This window comes from Paenibacillus sp. NPDC058367 (genome assembly GCF_042723305.1).
GTDB lineage: Bacteria > Bacillota > Bacilli > Paenibacillales > Paenibacillaceae > Paenibacillus_AQ.
Map to the genome: position 1 here is coordinate 458,682 of NZ_JBHXIZ010000003.1, position 23,881 is coordinate 482,562.

Here is a 23,881-nt window from a genome sequence, read left to right on the forward strand (position 1 = left end):
CTTATGATTAAAAAGCAAAAGCCCCCTTCCCTGAAAAATCGAAGAAGGGGGCGGCTCTAAAACTAATTAGGGAAAAACTCCCTGAAAATAATCAAAATTCGCTCTAAACGAACGAAATCAGGGAAATCCTCCCTAATAATAAGGGGGATTCCTTTAATTGCTATCGAATCAGCAAAACTTTAGGGAGGTTTTCCCTGATTATTAATCTAATGACCAAAAATCCCGGAATTTCAGGGAGAAATTCCCCAATTACTCTATCGAAGCGGTACAATTCAGGAAAGTTTGAGACAACAGCGGCCGCAAGTCCAAATATTCTCCGTAGTTACGACTGACTCCTTAAATGTATGTCTTAAAGTGAAGTTACATATTCATATCCAGCCACACACTTTCCATCCCGTTCAATTCCAGCTCTATTCTCAAATCGTTCTCCATCAGGATCGTCGTCTTTTGGGTCTCCGCTGTGTTATTTACAGCACAATAGCGGCCAGTCTCAGGGTAAGCATGACACTCTACATTCGGATTCAATGAGAACCAAGAATACAATTGTTCCTCTTGATGTGCAGCCCAAAAGATCGCCCGGCTCAGTAATCTAGTATTCTGGATACTATACGGCAGCCCTGCAATATAAACACCTCGACCCTGCCCAAATGAATTCACGGCAAGATTGCAGCTATTGTCGTGTATATCCAAGACTTGTGCTCCAATCTCCGCTTGATAAATCATGGTCATCCCTTCACCATAATCAATGTCGCCTTCCAGATCTTCCGTAATGAAATGCTCCTTTACTGGCGTTACCTTAGGCTTATTAACGCTTGCTGTAAAACCCATTTCCTTTTGAACACCTAAAATATCCGCTAGTTGAAAAAGAACCCCTTGATGCTCATATGCCGTTGGATCACCAATTCCAATAAAACCGCCGCCTTGATGCACCCATTCACGAATGCTAGACACCACTTTTGGATCGCTCCAATGATCTCCGCCACTCCAAGAAGTATGGACATCACCCGCGTTAATGATCACACCGATACTAGGATCAATCCCGTGTTGTCTAATATCATCAAAGCTTATAAATTCAATGTCGAAAGGCAAGCCTGCGAGTGACTCCAGTGCCCCTATGTAGGAATAACATCTTTGATTCCATAAAGAGTGAGCCACTTGGTGCGTCTGCCAGCTGCGAATGTAGCCCCAAGTATTAAGAATCGCCACTTTAAACGATGCCTTATACGGCTGAGTCCCTTCAGCATTTGCATGAATTCCTTTAAACTGAGTCGCAATCTCCGTCACATGATCAATAAAATTAGGGAATTGGTACGCCAGACTTAGATATCCGCCATACCCCATTCTTCCAACCGATTTACGCATAAGTGCCCGGCGACATTTTATCCAGATCGGCATGGACTCTCCAACAGGATCTCCACCTTCAAAGAATATATCTGGGAAGAAGTAAGGGTAGAACCGGGCTTCGGTATCCTTAATCGGAATATCCGCGATCATACGGGTCGTAACCCCATCTCCGGCAGCCCCGACCACTGCATCTAGCCCAATCTCGGAAAAATATTTACCATAAGGCTCTGTCCCTGCCCAGTGATCCCCAAAGAACATAATGGCTTTCTTACTGAAATCATGCACCATATCAACACATTGTTTGGCATAACCTGCAATGAATTTCTGATTAAATTCCATCCAGTCCAAATACCTTGGCGTCGGATTCATAAACGGTGTATTATATCGTCCTTGATCCACAAAATCTTCCGCAGTCAGACGATATCCATAAGCTTGTTCAAACTGATCTAATGCTAATGGACTTACGCAGCTTAGATAGCCAAACCAATTAACTTGCTTCTCCTTACCTTCCTTATTAAAAATCAAGTCGAAATTATAAAAGAAGGTAGTAAAACGAACGATATCAGTCTTCGGATGCTTTGCTAGCCAATCTTTCAGCACCTTCAATACATGCTCTTGCGCCTCGGGATAACGAACATCCAGTGGTAAGCGATGCTCTTCCGTCCAGTTATTCGTGATGTGATTGTACATAGAGACCGGTTCCCAAATCTGATAGGCCAAGAAACTGACGGTATATTTGTGAAACTGTTCCGCCTGCTCAAGCGTGACGATCCCCTCTGCATAACTCCAATGTGCCGAAGGTACTATTTCTCCTGTGGTCCGGTTTACAACCTGCCAATACTTTTTAATATCCACATCTGTATTAGGAACAAATTGATCTGCAAAAAAATCTGCCATAATATCGATGGTCTTCACCTTCGGTGTCACAATCAATGGTGCAGACATCAGATAAATCTGCTGTCTATACTGTGGATGCTGCTTTGCCCACTCGTTGTCCTCACGTACCAGACAAAGCGTTGAATAGATTTGCAGACCCATATCAAGAATGTCCTGCGATAGACTCGTGCCATCACTGTCACGTACAGCATCTACGCCCCATCTCTCTACAAGATCGGCTATGACCTCTTCCATTCCTGTTTCACCAGGTAGTGTAAATCTTCCTTTGTCCACACAAATTCCCTCCATGACTTTGTAGTTCAGCCCTTAATTCCACCAGCGCTTATTCCTTGGAGCAATTGTTTTTGTCCTACCACATATAGGAGAATCGTTGGAATGAGTACCAAGATCAATGCGGCAAATAGTGCGCTCCAATCTGTAGCATACCTTTGAACCTCAAACAGATTGGCTAAACCCACCGGTAATGTTTTTTTGCTATCCGTTTGAATTAGAACTAATGCCAGTGGATACTCATTCCAAAAGCCCATCGCTGCCAGCATACAGACCGTTACAATTCCCGGCTTAGCTAGTGGCGCAATTATTCTGACGAGTACCCCTGTATTCCCGCAACCGTCAATCTTGGCGGCCTCTTCATAATCTCTAGGGACAGATCGCAGAAATCCGCTTAACACAAAGATCGCAAAAGGAAACTGAAGGACAGCATAGATCAAACCGAGCATCCCGCGATTGTCCAGCATCCCGAAAGAATTCACCTGAATAAATAAAGGAACCATGATATAAGAAGCTTGGAGAAAGATACAGGCCATATAAATATTAAGAATCATTTTGGAACCCCAAAACTTAAATCTCGTTAATACATAAGCTATAGGGACCACAAAAATAACTAGAATCGCAGTGGAAAGTACCACTAGAAAGATAGAATTCAGGAAATAACTTCCCATCTTAGATTTCTGAAAAGCACGTACATAGTTATCCAAGTGTAAGGCTTGTGGAAAGGAGAAAGGATCGGTTAGAAATTCCGTGTTGCTCTTAAATGAGGCTAAAAGATTCCATACAAACGGATATAACAAAACAATAGTAGCTACAATCAGAAACAGCCGAGTGATCCAATTGATAATGTTCATTTTTATAAGACTCTGTTGATTACTATTCACCCTTCTCCCCTACCCTTCTGCTCGATTTGTAAGTAGTCTAGACAGAAAAGAAAGGACAAAGGCAAACGCAAGCGTAAAGATTGCGATAGCCATGGCATAACCAAAGTTCGCATTTTGGAACCCTTGAGTGTACATGTAATGGAGTAATACAGTAGTACCACCTGCCGGTCCACCGCCGGTCATGATTGTTACGACTATAAAGCTTAAATTGATCGTACCCGCCAGGGACAGCACGAAGGTTATACCAATGATTTCTTTTAACAGTGGGATCGTAATGCTGACAAGCTTCCGGAAATATCCTGCACCATCAATGGTCGCCGACTCGAACACATCCGCAGAAATCCCATCTATTGCAGCGATATACATCACCATATAGTAACCAACCGCCTGCCAGATCAGAGTGACCGCTACGCACCATAATGCAGTTCGGCTATCCCCAAGCCAAGTCATAGTCAGTTGATCTAGCCCAATACTTGAGAGAATATTGTTCAAGATCCCCATGTTCGGATGAAACACAAAGGACCATATGATCCCGACTACCGTCAAAGAGATAATGCTGGGGAAAAAGAATACCGTCCGGTAAAAGCCTCTCTCTTTCAGCTTCGTCTGCGTCAATAGAAAAGCAAGCACTAAGCCAAAGGCTAAGGTAACCACCGGCACGACCAGCATCAGCTTGAACGTATTACTAAGCGCTTTGAGGAACATCTCATCTTGGAACATATATTTATAGTTATCCAGAAAGATAAACTTGTTCTCATCACTCATCCCGGTTGCATCCGTAAAAGACATAAAGAATGCCCGAAAGGTTGGAATGATCATAAATACGAGAGTCAACAGGAGCGCAGGAATGGTACATACGGCTATGAATAGCTTCGGATTTTTAGTTTTCGTTGACTTAGTCTTTAATTTTCTGTTTCTAGGAGCTACTTCCGTTAGTTGCATCTCAGACATCTTTCTCACTCCTCTTCATGCAAAATGCATCCTGTTCATAGATGTCTGTATCCATTCTTAACAGGATGCATTGGCATGAGATGCTATAAATTATTTACTAGCTGCTTTCTCTTTACGAATCTGTGCAAAAGCTTTTTCAACATTATCCATCCATTGGTCAGTGGTCATTTGACCTGTCATGACTGGCGTCATCGTATTTTTGAACATTTCAGTGACTACACTAACTTTGGAGCCCTTCGGTAAGGATTGCCAGCCTTGCAGAATTGAAATGGAACCATTGTAAGCCTCAAACATGTCATATACACCTTTGGTCAAGTATGGCTTCGACAGCTCCTTCGCACCATTAAGTGCGTACGCACCATTAGCTTTTTCCGCGAATAATTTAACGGACTCATCCGTATACAGGAACTTTAAGAATTCTTTAGCCAGCTCTGGATTTTTAGCTTTTGCTGGAATGGAGAATTGCTCATAGCTGGAAAGCACGTACTTCTGATCTCCTTTATTAAATACAGGGACGGTTGTCATCCCAAATTCAAAGCCATTCTCCCTTGGTGAATCCTTCATTTCATTTTCCATCCAGTTGCCGTTTACAATAAACAACGCTTTCCCCATCATCATATCGGTCTGCGATTGGGTATGGTTCAAGGCGACCGTGCCATCCATCAGATATCCGTCTTTAGATATTTTGTAGAATATATCCAATACTTTTTTGATCGTGTCGTTCTTAAATGAACCTTCCTCATAAGCAAAGACTTTATCCAACGTTTCTTTACCGCCCGCACTAGCAATCGCAGGATACAGAATTTCTTCCAAATAGTCCGGATAAATACCTTGGTAAGTGAACAACGCTCTTTTCGTTTTCGTTCCATCTGCATTGACCAAGAAGTTCTCTTCTTTTTTCAGCTCATCGCCTAATGCAAAGAACTCGTCCCAAGTCTCAGGAACACTCCAGCCTTTTTCCGCGAACAAAGTTTTGTTGTAAATCAAGCCCATCGGTCCCGCGTTAAAAGGTGCCAGATAGATCTTCCCGTCTTGATACGGCTGAAATCTTGTGCTGTCCAGCATTCCTGGAAGAATCATATCCTTTAGCGTCTCATCTTTGTCTAAGGCCTTGCTTTCGAATACATCACTGATATCTAGAAGTCCTTTTTCTTTAATGAGGGAAAGCATAATCCCACTTTGCTCTGTATCCGTAACAGATAGGAAGTCAGGAGGATTACCGGCAACAATCTGTGGTCTGATCACTTCACCAACCTTAGGGTTGATCGTCATATTCACTTTTACCCCTGGATAAGTACTCTCGAATTTACTGACAATTTCATTCCAATAATCGGCGCCATATCCACCTTGGAATACAGCAATACTCAGTTCCTTGTTATCAAAATCCTTCTTAGCATCCTCTTTAGAAGTATTCTCGGCGTTCGTTGTACTTGTCGCTTCCGCTGTACTCGTAGCTTTTGTAGAATTCGAATCCTTTGAGGCAGCTGGTGTATTCGTGCTATTCCCACAACCAATCAACCCCACACCCAGCAGCGTAACTGCTAATAACGTACTCATTGTCTTTCTCATAAACGCCCTCCTTAAGATGTTCTTGCTAATGACCCAACCACAGATTAAATATTGAAAACGCTTTATCTGATAAATTAAGTATAGAAGTGTTTACGTTTTATTTACATTTACAATACAAACTTACCTATGTATTATTTTATCCATCTATCATTCAGGCTTCAGATATGCTTATTCATCAGAATCACATGACTTGTAAACTTAGCGGTTAAAGGAATGGATAATACTAACGATTCCATAGATTATTCTTGCTTTTCGCCCATGCATATATATTCCATTCTTCTTTTTATGTTAACTTGTAAGTAAAGGATATCGAATGGGAGGTCATCCACCTGAGTCATAACAAAGGGAAGCGGTATTTTCCTAGTCCCCCACAAATCATACGAAAAATTAAAATTCAAAATCGCTTAACCGTTATCTTCTTAATCGTTTCCGTGATTCCAATCATCTTTATAGGTTTCTATTCCTATACTATCTACTCCAAATCCATTAACAATAAATTAAGCAAATCTACCTTTCAGGCTTTGACACTGCTCAATCGAACGATGTTAAGCGAGCTTAATAATTATCAATATCTTGCCGGATCTGTTTCTACCAATCCTATTATTCAGGAGCGTTTAACGGCAGCACCTAATGAACCCGCTCCTAGCAATGCTACTATTAACCACGCTATGGATAATGTGTACAGGACCATTTATCCGGGATATGTTCAGAACGTTCGGATCATAGATTCCAAGAACGAACCTATTTATGAATTAGGCTATGATGGCATTCCCAATCCAAAGTATGGTGAAATCATGAAACAGGTAGATCTGAATGCCCCTTATGACAGTCTTAATTATGTAAAAAGCTATCGTGCTTCCCATACGATTGTCCTGGGGCGTAAAATTTTTGATCAAGAAGACATTGGCGTTCCATTGGGTTATGTGTTTGTTTTTATCGGCGGGGAGTTATTCTCAAAAGTCATTCTTTCCAGTGTGGACTTAGGAACAGGTTCTAATCTGCTTATCATGAATAGAGAAGGAATAGTGATGTCCTCCAACCTAAAGGGTACAACACTTGGAGAAGCGTATGATAAAGGTCAACTGTTTAAGCAAATCAAGGAACAAGAGGCACAGAAGAACCATTCCTTTCAAGGCTTAGTCAATGGCAAAATGCATCAGATCTCCTATATCAATAATAATCAATTAGGCTGGTACATGATTTCTACGGTTCCTTTCTCTTATATTAATTCTGAGACAAGTAAAATAACCTCTGGACTCCTTATCGTCGTCAGCATCATTGTAATCCTTTGTATCCTAATTATCATCGTCTTGTATAAAAGCATCCTAAAGCCTATCAAACAAATTATTGTCTTCTGTAATCAAATTTTTTATGGCAATTTATCCAATCGTATAGAAGATCACAGCAACGATGAGATGGGTGTTCTTGCTAATAGGATAAATAGCATGGTCAGCCGGATTGAGCAACTGATAGAGGATCAGCAGAAAGATCAAAAGAGACAGCGTTCGCTTGAATTACAAATGCTACAATCACAGATTAACCCTCATTTTTTATTCAACACTCTAAATTCCTTGCGATGGCTCGCAATGATTAACCAGGTTCCGGTGCTAAGTGATGGTATCTCCTCTCTCGCAGAATTACTGCGCAGTACCATCATCGATCAAGATGAGAAAATAACCATCAAACAAGAACTTAATAATCTGGACAATTACTTTGCTATTCAAAAAATACGTTATGCTGATCGATTTGACGTTGAATATGATCTAGATGAATCGGTATTACATAGTCTGATCCCTAAACTTATTCTGCAGCCGATCGCTGAGAACGCTATCATCCATGGGGTTACGGATATTGGAGGAAAAGTACTTATCCGCATTAGGGCATACGCAAAAAACGAATACACACTTGTTATAGAAATCATTGATAACGGAAAAGGCTTTGACACGAAAAAATCGGAAAAGGCTGATACGCTGTCCGGTATCGGAATTTCTAATGTAGCCGATCGCATTAAGCTTCAATATGGTGAGAGCTACGGACTATTCATCACAAGCTTGGTGGGTCAAGGAACCTGTTGCCGCCTGATTATCCCCAAACAAACCTACGAAGAAGATAAGGGGTGATACTAGTGTATCCAATGTATAATGTAATGCTGGTGGATGATGAACCTATTGTAAAAGTCGCGCTCAGAACCATGATTCCATGGGAAGAGCTTGGATATATGATCTGTGCTACAGCCTCTGACGGAGTTGAAGCTTTAACCCTTGTTGAGAAATTTAATCCCCATATCATCATTACAGATCTCAAAATGCCTAATATGGATGGTTTGCAGCTGATAAAAGAACTCAATAACAGAGGGTTTGCCGGGAAAATCCTGGTGGCAAGTAACCACGGGGAGTATGAATTGGTTCGTGAAGCATTAGTTCTTGGCGCTGTAGATTATATGCTTAAGATTAGTATGAAGACTGCGGACCTCATCCAGTTGCTGGAGAAATCCACGCAGCTAATCCAAGAACAGCTTCAGTCCAAGCAGCAGCTAGAGACACAATCTCAGCTATTGCAACACAATTTAAAGAGTGTAAAGAATGCGATTTTAAAAGATTATTTTACCGACCCATATTATGATATGAATCAGCTTGAGCAGCAAAATTCTATAACACTCGCTTTTAGTGAAAATAGCTGCTACTTGTTCTACATTACCTTTGAGCAAAATAGCGCCAGCCCTAGCGCACGTAAAAACCAGCTATCGGTATCCTTCATTGAAAACATCATCTTAGATATCCTGGAAACCGTAGACCAATTCGAAATTATTCAGCTTGAATCGAATGCATTGTTGCTGCTAATCTCCACTGATACCTTAGACAATCAGCAAATTATCCGTACCGACTTTATCCATAGAGTCATTCAGTTGATCAAAATGTATATTTCCATTACCCCTACCATTGTTTATTCCCAGCCCATTAGAGGATACGCTGAGGCGAAAGTAATGCTAGAGCGATGTAAAGAATCCTTGGAAATCCAATTTTACAACGAAATAACGATTATTGATCCCGAGATTGTCCATTTAAATGATACGCTCGATTTCGAAAACGTTCATGAGTTCTCTACGAATTTAATACAGGCCTGGAAACGTTCGGGCGTTGAAGCCGTTAATCAAGCCACTCAAAATTTCCTTGAAACCTGCAGATCGAAACAAATAAAGCCGGCTGAAGCCAAAACATTCATCGTCAATTGTCTGCACTATCTTCCATTATGCGATGCTCACATTATCGTTGAAGATCCAAAGCTTTTGAAAACAACTATTGAGAATATTGCAAACAGTAAACGAAGTGCTGAGATTCTAACGCAGATGGAGCTTTTATTTCAATTATTCTCACATCAAAAACAACAGATTGTGACTACCCATAATAGGGATGTTAAACAAACAATTGATTATATCAATGCAAATTATCAGAAAAAGCTGACCTTATCTCTGATTGCCAAGCAGGTCAACTTAAGTGAGAACTATCTATCCAGAATCTTTAAAGAAGAAGTCGGCCAAAGTATCATTCATTACATTAACACCGTAAAAATGGAGAAAGCCGCAGAGTTAATTCTAAAGGGCAACCCTTATGTCAAAGAGATTTCTACGCAAATCGGTATACATGATCAATTTTATTTCACCAGACTTTTCAAGAAGCATTTTGGAGTTAATCCGAGTGAATATAAAGATTATGTTCAAGCAACGCTTGGCTCAGGAAATTAAGATCCTTTCTTTTACGACGAAAGGCCGTTGCTGTAGATCAGCAACGGCCTCTTTTTTTGGTATTACATCACTTTCCGAAACAATTCATTGTTTAATCGCTCCAGCTGCAGAAGATGATGACGATAGTGCATCTCAATAAGCAGGAACCATTCCTCCGCGGATAGTCCACCAAATCGCGGGTGAGATACGGTATTTTGTTTGGACGCTTTTTCAAGAGACGGTTCGATCTCTCTCATTCTTTGGATGACTGAATGTAACCCTTGACTTAATTGTTCCTTGCTCTCCGGCTGCTCCGGCGTATATTGGGCGGAAGGCGGAACCTGAATACGAATGGGCGGAAAACTGCCTTGTGCAAATATAGCCGCACCATCCTCGGTTTTCCCCACATGAGATACCGAGGGATCTTGGTTGAGCACCAGACATTGATCAATATTACGAAGCTGCATATACAGTGCCGAGTTAATGAGATGTTGAACCATCTGTCCGATGGACCACTCGTTTTCACTTGGCTTTAGCTTCAGCTGCTCCAGATTGAATCGCTCTACTTCTTGAATATAGTATGTCGCAGTTTCTTCAAAACGTTGTAAGGCTTCTTTTGTTGTAATCATTATATATCAGCTCCTGTAGTCATTGATTATCCAAGTATATAAAAACGCTACTGACAGCGTTATGTCAGTAGCGTTTTAACATTATTTCTAGTTCGTTTCTAACTTGATGGCGAAAAGATTCCGGCTCTAGTACAACCATGCCGCCTCCCCAGCCCAACACCCATTGCAGCAATTCTGCTGGCTCTCGAACTCGATAAGTAACCCGTAAGCCTTCCGCATGATCCTCTATAGTTTCCATATAGAAATTGTTCGATTCCCTTACCTTATCAGCTATATCAGAATGGACTAAGATAACCACATGAACGTTGCGATCATCAGGAGGTTGGTATACCTCCAATTGAAAATCCGCTGGCCGTATAAATTTATCTTCCAGTTCAATAAGCTCCCTCATTCGGGATAACCGGAAATGACGGATGTCTTGACGCAATTCACACCAGGCGACGAGTACCCATGATCCTTGATGAAGCACAAGTCCGTAAGGAGCAACCGTACGAATACTTTGACGGTTCCCATCGGCTTCGGCGATTCTTTTGGAATAACGAAATCTTATTTTCCTTTCCTCCAATATCGCTCGACGAATGGCTTCCAGACATGCTTTTTCTTGTATTGGTGCTATATCTGCTGCGGATGCAAATAAACGAAAACTTTTGCGGATCTGTGATGCTTCACTGCGGATGGCTTCTGGCAGGATAGCTTCTATTTTCGCTTTAGAACTTCTAGCCTTATTGCCATAGTGGGCATCAAACCACTGCTCGATAAAGTCAGTCCCGATAAGCAATGTCACTGCTTCGTCCAGCGTGAAACTAACGGGTGGCAGGAAATAGCCCTCAATCAAGGAGTAGCCCTGCCCTGGCGCTCCTATTATGGATACGCCCGCTTCACTAAGTGCCTGAATATCCCGATAAATAGTTCTCACGCTCGTTTCAAACGTAGCCGCCAAATCCTCCGCTCGCAACACTTTATTACGCTGCAATTCAAGCACTATAGCTAACAAACGGTCCATTTTGTTCATACGGATATCCCTCCCCGAGAAATTGTTTTTCTATCTCTAACGGCAATGTTAAAAATCTCTAAAAGCTTCTATATCTATAAATCATTTTTATATTAGATATTATAAACATTAATTTTACTTATATCGCTCTAAAAGGGTATAGTAATATAGGGTTTATAACCATTTTAATTATATAGAGTATACCCTTATTAGAGGAGAGATCATATTGGAAAGAGTAGTTGGAACAGTGGTACGTGGACTCCGCGGGCCTATCATTAACAATGGGGATAATATTGAAGAAATCGTAGTTCAAACCGTATTGAATGCTGCAAAAGTCGAAGGTTTCTCGATCGAGGATCGTGACATTGTAACTGTAACGGAATCCATTGTGGCTCGGGCACAAGGAAACTATGCGACGATTGACAATATTGCTGCTGATATTAAAGGGAAATTCGGCGAGGAAACCGTGGGTGTTATTTTCCCAATCCTTAGCCGTAACCGATTTGCTAACTGCTTACGCGGTATTGCCAAAGGAGCAAAAAAAGTAGTCTTAATGCTAAGCTATCCAGCTGATGAAGTGGGCAACCATCTTGTAGACATCGACGAATTAGATGCTAAGGGCGTTAATCCATGGACGGATGTGTTAACAGAGGCTCAATTCCGTGAGCTTTTCGGCTATATTAAGCACCCATTCACAGGTGTTGACTATATCGAATATTATAAAGGTTTGATTGAAGCTGAAGGTGTGGCTTGCGAAGTCATCTTCTCCAACAACCCAAAAACCATTTTAAACTATACAAAAAATGTATTAACTTGCGATATTCACACACGGTTCAGAACCAAACGTATTCTCATGAGCAATGGTGCTGAAAAAGTGTTTGGTCTGGATGATATTCTTACACAATCAATCGATGGCAGCGGCTTTAACGAAGCCTATGGTCTGCTAGGATCAAACAAAGCTACAGAAGAAAGTGTAAAGCTATTTCCAAACAACTGCCAACCTATCGTGGATGGTATCCAAGCAAAAATCAAAGAAATAACAGGTAAAACTGTAGAAGTTATGGTTTATGGCGATGGTGCATTCAAAGATCCAGTCGGTAAAATATGGGAACTAGCAGATCCAGTTGTATCCCCTGCTTACACTGTAGGACTTGATGGAACACCAAATGAAGTGAAATTGAAATATTTGGCTGATAACAACTTCTCTCATCTTCGTGGTGAAGAGCTGAAACAAGCCATTTCTAAATACATCCAGAATAAAAATGATGACCTGGTTGGTGCGATGGAAGCACAAGGGACTACTCCTCGTAGATTAACGGACCTGATTGGTTCATTATCTGATTTGACTTCTGGTAGTGGCGATAAAGGAACACCGATGATTTATATTCAAGGTTACTTCGATAACTATACAAAATAAGATAAGCACAGCAAGGGGACCTCTAAACGAGGGCCCCTTTTACTTTGCGGCGCCCTCTTTCATATTACGGCATTGATAGATTAGGGAATTCCTCCCTTATTATCAGAGGATTCTGGTCATCAGACTAATAATTAGGGAATTCCTCCCTGAAATTCGACTGATTTGACGGTAAATCATGATTTCACTCTGTTTTTTAGGGAGGAATTCCCTGATTGCATTCATTTAAAGCAATTATCGGCTTTTATTAGGGAGCTTTTCCCTAATTACTCACAATCCACTGGTATAGTGACAGCACGCCAAGTAAATCCATGTACCCACTCTATATCAAAATACACCTTTAACCGTACGGATGAACATCCGAATGGTTAAAGGTGTATTGTCTCTGTCTACTTTTTAATTAGAGTTAATTCCAGATCTCTTCAGCAATCTCTTTAATATAAGCAAGCTTGCGCCATTGCTGCTCTTCTGTAAGGTGGTTACCTTCTTCAGTGGAAGCAAAGCCACATTGCGGGCTCAGGCAAATCCGGTTTAGATCGACATATTGCTTCGCTTCCTCAATACGCTTCAGAATATCTTCCTTGCTTTCAAGCTCACCAAATTTGGAAGAGAACAGGCCAAGCACGACCTGCTGATTGTCTTTTAGGAAGCGTAATGGTTTGAAGTCACCAGCACGTTCAGTATCAAACTCCAGATAGTAACCTGAGTAGTTATTGATGTTCAGAAGTGTTTGCGCGATAGGTTCATAACCTCCGCCTACTCCAGCATAAGTAGAAACATAATTGCCTCGGCATACATGTGTCGTTACAACGAGATCTTCCGGCAGTCCGGATACCACTTCTTCGTTCAACTTCGCAAGCTCGTTCGCATATTCAGCTACATTCACACCAACCTGATTCATAAATGCTATAAACTGTTCGTCGCACAGCGCTCCCCACGTGCAATCGTCGATTTGAATGCTGCGGCAGCCCGCTGCATAAAAGGCAAGAATTGACGCTTTGTATGCTTTGGCAATATCCGAAATTAGCTCTTCACGATTCGGGTATAATTCATTCGTGCTTTCCTTATTTTCTACCCGATCCAGCTCAAACAGGAATTGCGCTGCTGCAGGAATCGATTGGCGCGCAACAACATCCTCACCAGCAGCGCCTTTTAAGAATTCATAATGCGCTACAAAAGGGTGGCTGCTGTAGCTTATTTTTCCGGTCAGTCGTGCGGTTTCTGGTCTGGATTCTGCACCATTAAATTGGTAGCCTTGATCAATAATGGTCCGCTCTACACCATCAAAACCCCAGAAGAAGTCGAGATGCCACCAAGAGCGGCGGAATTCGCCGTCGGTTACAGCTTGAAGACCAACCTCTTTTTGTTTTTGCACGAGCTTCACAATCTCGTCGTTCTCTACTTCCTTCAACTGCTCGGCAGTAATTTCGCTGTTTTTGAATTTCAATCTAGCCTCTTTCAACGCCTGAGGGCGCAGGAAGCTGCCAACAATATCATATCGAAATGGAGTAACGGTTCGCTTTTTAGGTTCGGTTTGAGTGCTCATATATTAATCTCCTCGTGAACAAATTATTAAAATTAATATAGCATATCCGATTGCCTATACCGTTACACCAATGAGTTATGGCAGGTTATAAGTATTAGCTATACCTAATAAATAAACGATTGTGTGCGCTAGTATTGCCCCAGAAGCCCCTTCTTCATGGCTATTTTCTCACATCGATCAAACACAACGAGCCCTAGAATCAAATAAACCAGCGAATTTAATATTAATACGCCATAGTCAGATAAAGATAGATCCGTTAACGTTAGATTCTCCAGCATCACCGTTCTTACCATATTCACGCCTTTAACGAATGGGGCAAAAGCTAAAAACGGAGCTACAGTGATCGGAACAAATACAAGTCCCATCAAGACAAATTGGAAAATCTGTAGAAATGCTTGAATTTGTTTCACAATAATAGCCAAACCAGCAATCATAAAACTAACGCCTACCATGCTTATCATAGTAACTATAATGATTGGGATCGTTGTCATGGGATTAAGACTCAACCATTGTCCCGAGGTTAGCATCGCACCAAACAGCAAGAGAATCATAATGACGGACTGTAAGCCCAATTGACTGACGATCCGCGTGAGCATAATTTTCCACACACCCATGGGAGACATATATAACTGCTCTAACGTTCCACGCGTCGCTTCTGTGATTACCGAATAACCAATAAAGTTCATCGTCATCATCGTTAAGCTCCAAAAGACCACACTTACAATTGAATATTGAACATTCGTATCAAAGCTGGCTGGATCTCCTATGAACATAATTCCAAAAAATGCAGCCAGAAATATAATATAAAAAGTGACTACTAATGCAATCGTGTTCGGTAAATATCGTTTCAACTCAATATATTCCTTACGAAAATTAGCATTAAATAAATGGAGCCATTTCATGAGTCTTACCTCCCTTCACAATCTGAATAAACACTTGTTCAAAATCAATGGTTATACGATCGATACTTTCCACCATCGTTCCTTCCTCTTTCAGAAGATCGAACAGCTCGTAGATATCCTGACCATGCTCTAAATTCACTTCCACGATCGTTTCATGAGAGCTTGCTTTATAAGTACTTAAAGGGAATATACTCAACAGTTTGTTCTCCTGTTCAGGGCTTAATTGCTCACCTAATTTAATGGAATATGCCCTTGTTTCAAATAACTTAAGTAAATTCTCCACCCTGTCGTCAATCACAACTTCACCTTTGTTAATGATAATGGCACGGTCACACAGCTCCTGAACGACGGGCATATCATGTGAGCTAATAATGATCGTACGTTTCTCTTCCCTTACTATCGTTTTTAGAATATTTCGCAATTCATAACTAACCTCAACATCCAAACCGAGCGTTGGCTCATCCAGCAAGATGACATCCGTATTAGCTAATAATGCCACAGCAATTGCCAGCTTTTGCTGCATCCCACGAGATAATCCATTAACCAGCTCATTCTCTTTTTCTTTAAGGTTGAATTGCTCTAATAATTTATCTGTCTGATCGGCAATTTGCTTCCGAGAGTACCCCCGGTTACCTGCAAAATATTCTAAATTTTCCCGAACCGTAAGACGCCAATATAAATTCCGGTTCCCTTCTAATACAGCACTGATATGCTCTAGCGCTTTAAGTCTCTTCTTGCAAATATCTAAGCCATTAATGGATATAGAACCCCCATCCGATTCTAACAAACCACAGAGCATCTTTATCGTTGATGTTTTCCCAGCACCGTTGGGGCCTAGTAAACCGAGAACCTCTCCACGATTTACATAAAAAGAAACATCACGAACGGCATGTATTTTCTCTTTCGTCTTTCTTTTCTCGTAGACCTTGCTAATCCCCCGTACTTCTATAATTTTCTCCACCTTATAACCATCCTCTCCCGTACGATTTAAAAGAGTGATTCCATTGTTAAATTTATTTTATTTTAGTATCTAAATTTAGATAACTGGCTCCAGATGGATACTTTCTCCGTCTGAGGAATGAGATTTGTATAGAGGACAACTATGATAAGTCTATAGGAAATATCACAATTGTTAAGAATGACTGGGCGAATGTCCGGCATGGAGCAAATGTAGGTTATTTCATCATAGAAAACGAGGCGGACATCATGAATCACAACAAGAAAAATCCATTTTGCGTGGTGGGTATTAGTAGGACTTGCTTTAATGGTTGGAGTTGCAAAAAGTGGCGTTATGACCGCAGGCGGGCTATTTTTGACACTAACAATGATCTTATCGTTATTGCCGCAGACATTAATGAGGTAGCGCTAGAGAAAGTAAGCCAGAAACAGAATGTTTATGGAATGAAATTGCATGTTGTCTCAGATGAGGATTGGCAGAAAATTAATTCCATCGATGGAGGATACTCAGCTCAATAACGATAATGACAGCCCTCAAGTTAAATGAGGGCTGTCATTTTTTCATTACAAGGCCATTAGAAGATCCATATGAGTAAGAAAATAACTGCAATTATTGCCACCACGATAAAGAGATTGATTACCTCGCTCCAAAATCCAGGAACACCTTGTGTATGATATTTTTGCGCATTGACATCATGGTTTGCTTTATGACCGCCAGGGTCCGTCACATTTGGATTAGGTCCTGGATCAAAAAAGTCAGACATAGAAATCAACACCTTTCTCGATTATAAACCATATTATACCAGTTAATTCCCTTTTTAGTAATAACCTTCTTAGCTCAATTCATTTGAGAATAAAAATAAGGTAAGTGTTTCTTTGATAGAGCTTTTTCGATTAGTTCTTGATCGTATCCATATTTTTGCAATGCAGTAATAATCGCTTGTGTCCTGTCTGATCGTTGTCTTCTTAAATTTGATTCTAGCTGTATTTCTAGAGGAACCGTAGGAATAGTGTACCGTCCGATTGTTACATTCCTAAAACGATTCCAAATGAATTGACCACCTTCCCATATCCCATCACCATCCATAGAATCAGGAATTCCCGCTGAATTGGAGATATGAACAACTTCCACTTTAAACCCATCGATGATCCAACTCCCCTTTGTCCATGAGAAGCCCGAAGAAAAGGTCTGAGTGTATGTAGGTTCTTCTAAAGAGGATAACCAGTTCTCCCCATGAGGGAATTCACATTTATCCAGCAAGGAATATTCCTTCAGAAGTTCTGCAAATTGTGCAACCCCTTCTTTATTTTTTGTATAAATATCAACGTCTCCCGGAGTCATTTCACAGCCCTGTAAAACCGAACCCACCGAGCCAACCAAGATCCATTCTAATTTCGAATTCACTTCCGATGAAAAATAAAGCTCACATACCTTTGACAATGCTGTTTCCCAGCTATTCATAATTCCACCCCAAATTGACTAGTAAGTTCGAGTACATGAAACCTTAATAACCTCAGATGCGTTAAAGAACTATACAAATTCACAGGAGGTTTTTAAAATGAGATACAGTGCTGCAGGCGCGCGAATAACCTGTCCTTGTTGTCAAAACGATACCTTTCATCTGGATTATAAACTGCTTAACACAAGTGGAGCATCCTTTCTAGGATTTGACTGGGCGAATAAAAACGCTGCTATACTTATTTGTAAGAGATGCACCCATATCTCATGGTTTATGGAAGAACCAACATCAGATAACTAAACACTACCTGATTTTTCTACATCTTCATTATAAAATATTTCTATAGACTATGCGTTCTTGAGCTGGATGCAATTGTTCTTTTGCATCCAGTTAAATACCTCTAGATAACCATCCCCGATTGTCTTAAGCCTCTTTGGATAACGATCCGAAATATTCTACAACTACCTTACGAAATTCCAGAGCAGCTCGCGAAATATACCGACTCTTGTGCCATATTAAAGCAATTTCCCGTACCAATTCGTGATTCTCTATTTGGAGATATTTGATGTCTTCCCGTGAATTTCTTGCTGTACTTGGTATGAAGGCAAGACCAATCTCAGCTTCCACAAGCGTGATCAACCTTGCAGGCTCATCCCCCTCATATACATATTTAGGCGTAAATCCGACCGATTGGCACACAGAGTCTATTAAATCCCGAGTTCCATAACCACTCTTAACCCCGACGAACCATTCATCTCTCAGCTCTATCAAAGATACGCTGCTTCGATCTGCCAACCGATGCCCCTTAGGAACCGCTACAAGGATTGGGTCGATAAATACGACTTGGCATTCGATGTCGTTCCCTTCTATAGGGGGAGATGACAGGCAGAAATCCACCTCTCCTCTATCCAAAAGTGTAACCATTTCCTTCGTAGTCAGCATCTGCACATGAAATTGAATATCAGGTCTCTTTTTTCGAAACTCGCGAAGGATACTGGGTAATGTACTGGCGGTGGTAACCGCTAATTCTAGCGTGTTATGTTCCGGGTGAGATAAATCGCTAAGCTCCTGCTTTCCCTGCTCCAATTCAAACAAAGCTCTTTCTGCACGGCGAAGGAATCTGCTTCCGAACTCATTCAGACGCAGGTTCCGCCCTACTCGATCGAATAAAGGGACCCCTAGATCCTCCTCCAAGCGCTGTATTGTTTTGCTAAGTGATGATTGAGTAACGTGCAGATTGCGCGCAGCTTCGGTCACATGTTCCAACCGAGCTACCGCGAGAAAATATTGCAGCTGTAGAAGTTCCATTTCGCACCCCATTCATTCCTTTAAGTCAATGAGAATATAACATAAAATGCGTTGGAATGAATAACTAAAATCAAGTAGGATGACATTAATACGCTTTAGGGGGACACAAAATGAGTGCTCGGAATTGGTGGTTAATGATTTCAGTGGGTCTAGGGATACTATTGAACCCATTAAACTCTTCAATGGTTTCTGTTGCTATTCCAAGATTGCAAAATGTATTCCAACTTGACTATACAGGTGTTTCCTGGATTATTTTTTCTTTCTACATTGCTAGTAGCATCGCTCAACCTGTCATGGGAAAGGCCAGCGATTTATTTGGTAGGAGAAAAATATTTCTTACCGGGCTTGTAGTAGCCTTCATTGCCTCATTATTAGCTCCATTCGCACCAAGCTTCGCGTGGCTCCTCGTGTTCCGCATTGTGCAAGCCATTGGAACTAGCATGATGGTTGCCGTTGGGATGGCTATAGTGCGAATTCATGTAACGGAAAAACAAGCGACAGCGCTGTCTGTTTTATCCATCTTCCTATCTGGTGCGGCAGCCATTGGACCCTTTATTGGCGGGGTTATTATACACTGGTGGGGCTGGCCCGCTATCTTTTTCGTTAATATTCCATTTGTGGTAGTGAGCTTTCTATTGTCTTGGAGAAATATTCCTAAGGAAAACTCGTCATTAACCGTTGCACCGGGCATGTCTCTTCGCAAATGGTTCGATTGGATAGATGGATCTGGGATTCTGCTCTTCACAATGGGTCTGGTTGCCCTGCTCATTGGATTGCTCTCAGCAAAATCATCCGGGCACATTGCTTTAGGAAATGTCATTGTTTCACTGATAGGACTCGCTCTGCTAGGGGTATTCGTACGACATGAGTTAAAAGCGACTTCGCCTTTTATCCCTTTACGCACATTTGCTAAATATCCTGCAATGACATGGGTTAATGTGGAATTCATGCTCGTTAATGTACTCTTTTACTCACTCTTTTTCGGAGTTCCGTCCTACTTGCAAATGGTTCGCCATGTCAACGAGTATCAAACAGGGATACTTATGCTAACCTTAGGCCTATGCTCTCTAGTTACTTCTCCAATAGCAGGACGATGGATCGATAAATCCGGACCAGGACCGGCACTACTAGTGTCTGCAATATTGATGACTGCGGGATCGGTATGGCTCGTGACATTGAATCAATCTTCACCGGTTATTAGCGTGTGCCTGGCTTTGGCTGCATTCGGGATTAGCAATGGGTTGAATAATGTAGGTATGCAAGCAGCTTTGTTCCAAAGTTCACCCAAGGAAATGATCGGCGTAGCATCCGGTTTATTTAATACTTCAAGATATTTGGGAACCATTCTCTCTTCCTTGTTGATAGGCATCGTAATGAGAGGGAAGTTCAGCTTTGAGGGATTTCAAGTACTTGGGATTATTCTCACGATCATTGCATTGTCTTTGGTATTCATGAGTCGGCGGCGCCGGAAGTCAGGGGAGTTGCAGGAGAGGATAAATTGATGTGAAAAAAACTTTAATAAAGAAAGTCCCTATGACTAATCACATCATAGAGACTTTATAATTGCAGTATTTTTAGTTGTTCCACACTAACTTAATTACGATGTTCGTGTTCATGATCCTCTTTCAATTGCTGCACTTGTTTACCCGTCAAGTCAATAGACTCTGTTGTAGTGGCATTAAATGCGGAGAGTTGAACATCCAAACTAGCAGCCAACGTATGGGAGGTTCCTTGCGCATCCTTACCCACAAACGTAAGATCTAACTGCTGGTGCTGAAGCTCATTCGCTGGAGTGATATCAGCATTCAAACGGATGCTTTGAATCTGTACACCGTTCGTCAGAGCAATTGCTTGGAAATCAAACAGGTTACGCTGAATTAGATCTTCTGGATCGTTCGAATCTACAGTGGTTTCTTTACTGGACTCATGATCCTTCTCTTCAGAAAGATTCTTGAACAAAACCGGGGCTAACGCCTGCACCACTGCCGGGATTTGCGCATTGTCAAGCTGCAGCGAGATATGCTTGGCACCGTCTTTATCGGTGGTAGATGTGATTTCGTTCTTCAAATTCCCAATCAGCGCATCCATTATTTTCTCTTCTTGGCTGCTTAGCCAAGCTGTTTCCGTTGACTCTTTCTCGGTTTCCTGATCCTTCTTATCCTGTAAATCCTGCTTTACGTAATAAGTATCGGAAGCATCACTCTTCCAGACTTGTCCGTCAGACTGACTGTAGAGGCTAAGTACCTGAGAACCTTGTGACCCGGTAATCTTCACATCGCCGCTGACCGCTTCATTTTGCAGGTTTGCTTTTATACTTCCTTGTGCCTGACTCAGAATACTTCCGTTATCTTTAAGCAACGCATTGGCTTGTACGGTAACACTCTGCGTATTCCCTGCCGTATTCTTAAGCGCAGCTTTGTAATCCTCATACCCGGAGGTTCCCGCAAACGCCGTCAACCCGCTAACTAACATAATAGCCCCGCTAATTCCTGCTGCACCTCCGGTGATTAGCCATTTCTTCTTCATCCTTTTCCCTTCCCTTCATAACTTTTTTGGTCTTTCATATTAAGTTTAGGCGCAATTCCTAAATTCATCGTGAAGAGTCTATTAAATAAATCTTAACTACGATACATTTTGGAGTTCCTCGGTCACATTTTTTCTGTGAATAAATAATCGGGCAGGTGAGAGCAAGTAAACTACACTAATCAATCCAAATAAACCGGCACTAACTTGAAAAGGTAGCAATTCATCTCCTGAGCTTCCCAACCATCCCCCTATCAAAGGGCCAATAACCACACCTAAGCCTTCTATAGAGAACAGTAATCCCCAGCTTATACCCACAGAATCTTCAGGAATATAACTGGCCATTAAGGCATTCCAAGAGGGTAGCAAAGCAGCATAAGCACACCCCAGCAGAAGTGAGAGGCCAATGGCGGCGGAAAAGGAGCTAATAGAAGTTAAGCCGAACAAGGCAACTGCAAACACGCCGAACCCAACAACGAGGAACCATTTACCCCCGACATGATCAAACCATTTTCCCATAGGCACGAGAAATAGAACTACCCCAGCTCCTCCCATAAATAGCACGATGGACAGCTGAGAATGCGAAAGGCCCAAATGCGAAATGGCAAAGCTTGTTAGAAACGGAACCAGTATCCCGCCCGCTGTAGTTTGCAGTAGCATACCAGGAACCAGAAAACCGCCCTTCTTCACTTTGTTCCACAAAGAAACAAATTGTTGCCCTACAGATATATTCACGTTCCGCACCGATACCTTATTCATCTTCACAAGACCTACCATGATCCAACCAGCTACAAAAAATAATCCAATCACACCAAGGGACAACGACATCCCACCGCCAATTAACAGATTCATAGTCACGGGTCCCAGACCTAAACCAGCCATCCAGTATACATATAAGGTTCCCATCTGCTCTGCTCGTTTCTCCTCTGATACCTGGCTCATACAAATGATCCAGATCGGTGAGAATCCAGCTCCCAAGCAAGCAGAAGCTACTATAAGTATCCACGGACTATGCGTTGTAACCATCAACAATAGTCCAATAAACCCGAGGAAGAACCCTCCATGTAGTACGGTTCGCCCATGAAATCTGTCTAAGAGATAGCCGATGAAGCTTTTGATCAAACTGTCCGTCAAATAGTGAGCGGAGACCGCAATGCCAACTACTGAGGTTGTAAGTCCCCAGCTAGTCAATACATAGGTTGGTAAGAAAGTAATCAGAACAGCTCCTCTTATCCACTCTATAAAGAAAAGGAGCATTGCAAGACGGGTGAACGTCTGCTGTCGTTTTTCTACTTTGCTAATAGTATCCATGAATCGTCTTCGCCTGCCCTTCAACTATCATAGATTTCGCTGATGGAACTGACGGCTGTCTTAGCTTAATTGCATCTAAAGCTTCGGAGACGATACAATCTGAAGTGTATTTTCGTGAAAAAGCCTTCATACGCTGCTCCCTTTCTTCTCTGTACGCCATATGCTCCAATCGCTGAAGCTGCTCTACTAACTGCTCCTCATTTCGTGCGATCTCTATCAGATGGTGCCCAGATAACCATTCTGCATTGCCTGCTTCCTGGCCGGGGAGTGGTCGATAGACGATAACCGGAAGTGTTTGAGCCATCGCCTCAGTCAAGGTAATCGCGCCCGCTTTGGTCAATAGACAGGAAGATATACACATCAGCTCCTGCATTTCTTCCGTATATCCCAAAATGTGAACTCGAGAATTCTCTTGAAACAGCTCCTTCGTAGCTGATCGAAGCTTATGATTATTTCCGCATAATACGATGACATCGAAGTTTGATTTAAGCAGTACTCTTTTTATTAAACTGCTAATGTCACCTAATACGCCGTAAGCTCCTGCCGCAAGTAATAGATAACGACGATTTCTGTCTAACTTATGCTTGCGCAAAAGTCCTTCTCGATCCAGCGTTTGCTCAAAAGCCTCTCGTATTGGAATCCCGCTAACCACAAGCTTCTCTTCAGCAATCCCAGCCGATATCAGCGTTGCCTTCATGCTTTCCGTAGCGATAAAATATTTCGTAGTTTGAGGATGGAGCCACCTGCCATGAACCACATAATCCGTCATCACCGTGAACATGGGAATTCGACTTCCTGTTGTTGATGCAAGCTCAGCAGCGGCCAAATAAGGGAAGGTGTGAATAATAATATCCGGCTGTATCTCGTCGATGATCCTTTGCACTTTTCGTTTGCCCATAGAATGGATGAGTCTACCCATGAACTGCTCTGGTCTCATCTTGCTAGTCACTGTGTACAGTAATCCATAAAGTTCTTGTGTAAAGCCCGTACTGTTCAAATAGAATCTTCGGGACAGTTCATTCAGGTAAGGATGGACTACAGCGAATAGATCCATGGTGGTAATCCGACTGATACCTCTTCGTCTAAATGAATGTTCGATGGCCTCAGCCACTTTCATATGCCCGTCTCCAAATGCCGAAGTAACAATAAGTACTTTAGGATCTGTGTTCATGACAAAGCTCCTTTTTCTCATGGCCTCCTCTAA

General features: G+C 41.8%; 20 protein-coding genes. 5 read left to right on the forward strand and 15 right to left on the reverse strand.

Going from position 1 to position 23,881, the window contains the following annotated elements:
* Positions 1-360: 360 nt before the first annotated feature.
* The 4 genes from gnpA to ACFWMP_RS18970 form a co-directional block, all read right to left on the reverse strand.
* Positions 361-2,514 (reverse strand): 1,3-beta-galactosyl-N-acetylhexosamine phosphorylase, encoded by a 2,154-nt coding sequence (gnpA, locus tag ACFWMP_RS18955; protein WP_379424470.1) that lies wholly within the window; start codon positions 2,512-2,514, stop codon positions 361-363.
* A 26-nt stretch (positions 2,515-2,540) separates the two neighbouring features.
* Positions 2,541-3,395, reverse strand: coding sequence for a carbohydrate ABC transporter permease (locus ACFWMP_RS18960; protein ID WP_339242971.1), 855 nt, complete (start codon positions 3,393-3,395; stop codon positions 2,541-2,543).
* Between the two features lie 9 nt (positions 3,396-3,404).
* The gene (locus ACFWMP_RS18965) at positions 3,405-4,346 is read right to left on the reverse strand and encodes a carbohydrate ABC transporter permease (protein WP_339242973.1); all 942 of its coding nucleotides are present in this window, start codon (positions 4,344-4,346) and stop codon (positions 3,405-3,407) included.
* Between the two features lie 90 nt (positions 4,347-4,436).
* On the reverse strand, positions 4,437-5,915 hold the full coding sequence (locus tag ACFWMP_RS18970) for a carbohydrate ABC transporter substrate-binding protein (RefSeq protein ID WP_379424471.1): 1,479 nt from the start codon (positions 5,913-5,915) through the stop codon (positions 4,437-4,439).
* A gap of 431 nt (positions 5,916-6,346) precedes the next feature.
* Between ACFWMP_RS18970 and ACFWMP_RS18975 the strand changes: the two genes are divergently transcribed.
* Together ACFWMP_RS18975 and ACFWMP_RS18980 are read left to right on the forward strand one after the other, a co-directional pair.
* Positions 6,347-8,035: a sensor histidine kinase gene (locus ACFWMP_RS18975; RefSeq protein ID WP_379424472.1), complete on the forward strand. Its 1,689-nt coding sequence runs from the start codon at positions 6,347-6,349 to the stop codon at positions 8,033-8,035.
* A 14-nt stretch (positions 8,036-8,049) separates the two neighbouring features.
* Positions 8,050-9,657 carry a response regulator transcription factor gene (locus ACFWMP_RS18980; RefSeq protein ID WP_256716408.1) on the forward strand — a complete coding sequence of 536 codons (1,608 nt, stop codon included), beginning with the start codon at positions 8,050-8,052 and terminating at the stop codon, positions 9,655-9,657.
* Between the two features lie 62 nt (positions 9,658-9,719).
* Here ACFWMP_RS18980 and ACFWMP_RS18985 read toward each other — a convergent pair whose 3' ends face one another.
* Both ACFWMP_RS18985 and ACFWMP_RS18990 read right to left on the reverse strand, forming a co-directional pair.
* Entirely contained in the window at positions 9,720-10,262 is a 543-nt protein-coding gene (locus ACFWMP_RS18985; RefSeq protein ID WP_379424599.1) for a DinB family protein, read from the reverse strand.
* 67 nt (positions 10,263-10,329) lie between these two features.
* Positions 10,330-11,277: a helix-turn-helix transcriptional regulator gene (locus ACFWMP_RS18990; protein ID WP_379424473.1), complete on the reverse strand. Its 948-nt coding sequence runs from the start codon at positions 11,275-11,277 to the stop codon at positions 10,330-10,332.
* Positions 11,278-11,482: 205 nt separating this feature from the next.
* On the opposite strand from ACFWMP_RS18990, the gene ACFWMP_RS18995 reads away from it, so the two are divergent.
* Positions 11,483-12,673: a coenzyme F420-0:L-glutamate ligase gene (locus tag ACFWMP_RS18995; protein ID WP_379424474.1), complete on the forward strand. Its 1,191-nt coding sequence runs from the start codon at positions 11,483-11,485 to the stop codon at positions 12,671-12,673.
* A gap of 403 nt (positions 12,674-13,076) precedes the next feature.
* Here the strand turns inward: ACFWMP_RS18995 and ACFWMP_RS19000 are convergent, their stop codons facing one another.
* The 3 genes from ACFWMP_RS19000 to ACFWMP_RS19010 form a co-directional block, all read right to left on the reverse strand.
* A complete protein-coding gene (locus ACFWMP_RS19000; RefSeq protein WP_042190650.1) occupies positions 13,077-14,216 on the reverse strand; it encodes a 5-methyltetrahydropteroyltriglutamate--homocysteine S-methyltransferase in 1,140 nt (379 codons plus the stop codon).
* 128 nt (positions 14,217-14,344) lie between these two features.
* Positions 14,345-15,118, reverse strand: coding sequence for an ABC transporter permease (locus ACFWMP_RS19005; RefSeq protein ID WP_076284690.1), 774 nt, complete (start codon positions 15,116-15,118; stop codon positions 14,345-14,347).
* A complete protein-coding gene (locus tag ACFWMP_RS19010; RefSeq protein ID WP_339242984.1) occupies positions 15,096-16,079 on the reverse strand; it encodes an ABC transporter ATP-binding protein in 984 nt (327 codons plus the stop codon). The genes ACFWMP_RS19005 and ACFWMP_RS19010 overlap by 23 nt, the downstream gene beginning before the upstream one ends.
* Positions 16,080-16,324: 245 nt before the next feature.
* Between ACFWMP_RS19010 and ACFWMP_RS19015 the strand changes: the two genes are divergently transcribed.
* Positions 16,325-16,594, forward strand: coding sequence for a hypothetical protein (locus tag ACFWMP_RS19015; protein ID WP_379424475.1), 270 nt, complete (start codon positions 16,325-16,327; stop codon positions 16,592-16,594).
* A 56-nt stretch (positions 16,595-16,650) separates the two neighbouring features.
* Here the strand turns inward: ACFWMP_RS19015 and ACFWMP_RS19020 are convergent, their stop codons facing one another.
* From ACFWMP_RS19020 to ACFWMP_RS19030, 3 genes are all read right to left on the reverse strand, one after another.
* A complete protein-coding gene (locus ACFWMP_RS19020) occupies positions 16,651-16,839 on the reverse strand; it encodes a hypothetical protein (protein ID WP_042129995.1) in 189 nt (62 codons plus the stop codon).
* 74 nt (positions 16,840-16,913) lie between these two features.
* Positions 16,914-17,537 (reverse strand): nucleotidyltransferase family protein, encoded by a 624-nt coding sequence (locus ACFWMP_RS19025; RefSeq protein ID WP_340971974.1) that lies wholly within the window; start codon positions 17,535-17,537, stop codon positions 16,914-16,916.
* A gap of 421 nt (positions 17,538-17,958) precedes the next feature.
* On the reverse strand, positions 17,959-18,843 hold the full coding sequence (locus tag ACFWMP_RS19030; protein ID WP_339242994.1) for a LysR family transcriptional regulator: 885 nt from the start codon (positions 18,841-18,843) through the stop codon (positions 17,959-17,961).
* A 110-nt stretch (positions 18,844-18,953) separates the two neighbouring features.
* On the opposite strand from ACFWMP_RS19030, the gene ACFWMP_RS19035 reads away from it, so the two are divergent.
* A complete protein-coding gene (locus ACFWMP_RS19035; protein WP_379424476.1) occupies positions 18,954-20,345 on the forward strand; it encodes an MFS transporter in 1,392 nt (463 codons plus the stop codon).
* Positions 20,346-20,436: 91 nt separating this feature from the next.
* Here ACFWMP_RS19035 and ACFWMP_RS19040 read toward each other — a convergent pair whose 3' ends face one another.
* The 3 genes from ACFWMP_RS19040 to ACFWMP_RS19050 form a co-directional block, all read right to left on the reverse strand.
* Positions 20,437-21,369: a hypothetical protein gene (locus ACFWMP_RS19040; RefSeq protein ID WP_379424477.1), complete on the reverse strand. Its 933-nt coding sequence runs from the start codon at positions 21,367-21,369 to the stop codon at positions 20,437-20,439.
* A gap of 96 nt (positions 21,370-21,465) precedes the next feature.
* Positions 21,466-22,677, reverse strand: coding sequence for an MFS transporter (locus ACFWMP_RS19045; RefSeq protein WP_042190672.1), 1,212 nt, complete (start codon positions 22,675-22,677; stop codon positions 21,466-21,468).
* Positions 22,664-23,848, reverse strand: a complete 1,185-nt coding sequence (locus ACFWMP_RS19050; protein WP_379424478.1) for an MGDG synthase family glycosyltransferase — start codon at positions 23,846-23,848, stop codon at positions 22,664-22,666. The genes ACFWMP_RS19045 and ACFWMP_RS19050 overlap by 14 nt, the downstream gene beginning before the upstream one ends.
* Between the last annotated feature and the right edge of the window lie 33 nt (positions 23,849-23,881).

What these genes read in the sequence shown, in the direction of transcription:
- ACFWMP_RS18965 (WP_339242973.1), bottom strand. Translation starts at nt 4,346, where the DNA reads ATGTCTGAGATGCAACTAACGGAAGTAGCTCCTAGAAACAGAAAATTA.
- ACFWMP_RS19025 (WP_340971974.1), bottom strand. Translation starts at nt 17,537, where the DNA reads ATGAATAGCTGGGAAACAGCATTGTCAAAGGTATGTGAGCTTTATTTT.
- ACFWMP_RS19020 (WP_042129995.1), bottom strand. Translation starts at nt 16,839, where the DNA reads ATGTCTGACTTTTTTGATCCAGGACCTAATCCAAATGTGACGGACCCT.
- ACFWMP_RS19030 (WP_339242994.1), bottom strand. Translation starts at nt 18,843, where the DNA reads ATGGAACTTCTACAGCTGCAATATTTTCTCGCGGTAGCTCGGTTGGAA.
- ACFWMP_RS19040 (WP_379424477.1), bottom strand. Translation starts at nt 21,369, where the DNA reads ATGAAGAAGAAATGGCTAATCACCGGAGGTGCAGCAGGAATTAGCGGG.
- ACFWMP_RS19005 (WP_076284690.1), bottom strand. Translation starts at nt 15,118, where the DNA reads ATGAAATGGCTCCATTTATTTAATGCTAATTTTCGTAAGGAATATATT.
- ACFWMP_RS19015 (WP_379424475.1), top strand. Translation starts at nt 16,325, where the DNA reads ATGAATCACAACAAGAAAAATCCATTTTGCGTGGTGGGTATTAGTAGG.
- ACFWMP_RS18980 (WP_256716408.1), top strand. Translation starts at nt 8,050, where the DNA reads ATGTATAATGTAATGCTGGTGGATGATGAACCTATTGTAAAAGTCGCG.
- ACFWMP_RS19000 (WP_042190650.1), bottom strand. Translation starts at nt 14,216, where the DNA reads ATGAGCACTCAAACCGAACCTAAAAAGCGAACCGTTACTCCATTTCGA.
- ACFWMP_RS19050 (WP_379424478.1), bottom strand. Translation starts at nt 23,848, where the DNA reads ATGAACACAGATCCTAAAGTACTTATTGTTACTTCGGCATTTGGAGAC.
- ACFWMP_RS19045 (WP_042190672.1), bottom strand. Translation starts at nt 22,677, where the DNA reads ATGGATACTATTAGCAAAGTAGAAAAACGACAGCAGACGTTCACCCGT.
- ACFWMP_RS18970 (WP_379424471.1), bottom strand. Translation starts at nt 5,915, where the DNA reads ATGAGAAAGACAATGAGTACGTTATTAGCAGTTACGCTGCTGGGTGTG.
- ACFWMP_RS18990 (WP_379424473.1), bottom strand. Translation starts at nt 11,277, where the DNA reads ATGAACAAAATGGACCGTTTGTTAGCTATAGTGCTTGAATTGCAGCGT.
- ACFWMP_RS19035 (WP_379424476.1), top strand. Translation starts at nt 18,954, where the DNA reads ATGAGTGCTCGGAATTGGTGGTTAATGATTTCAGTGGGTCTAGGGATA.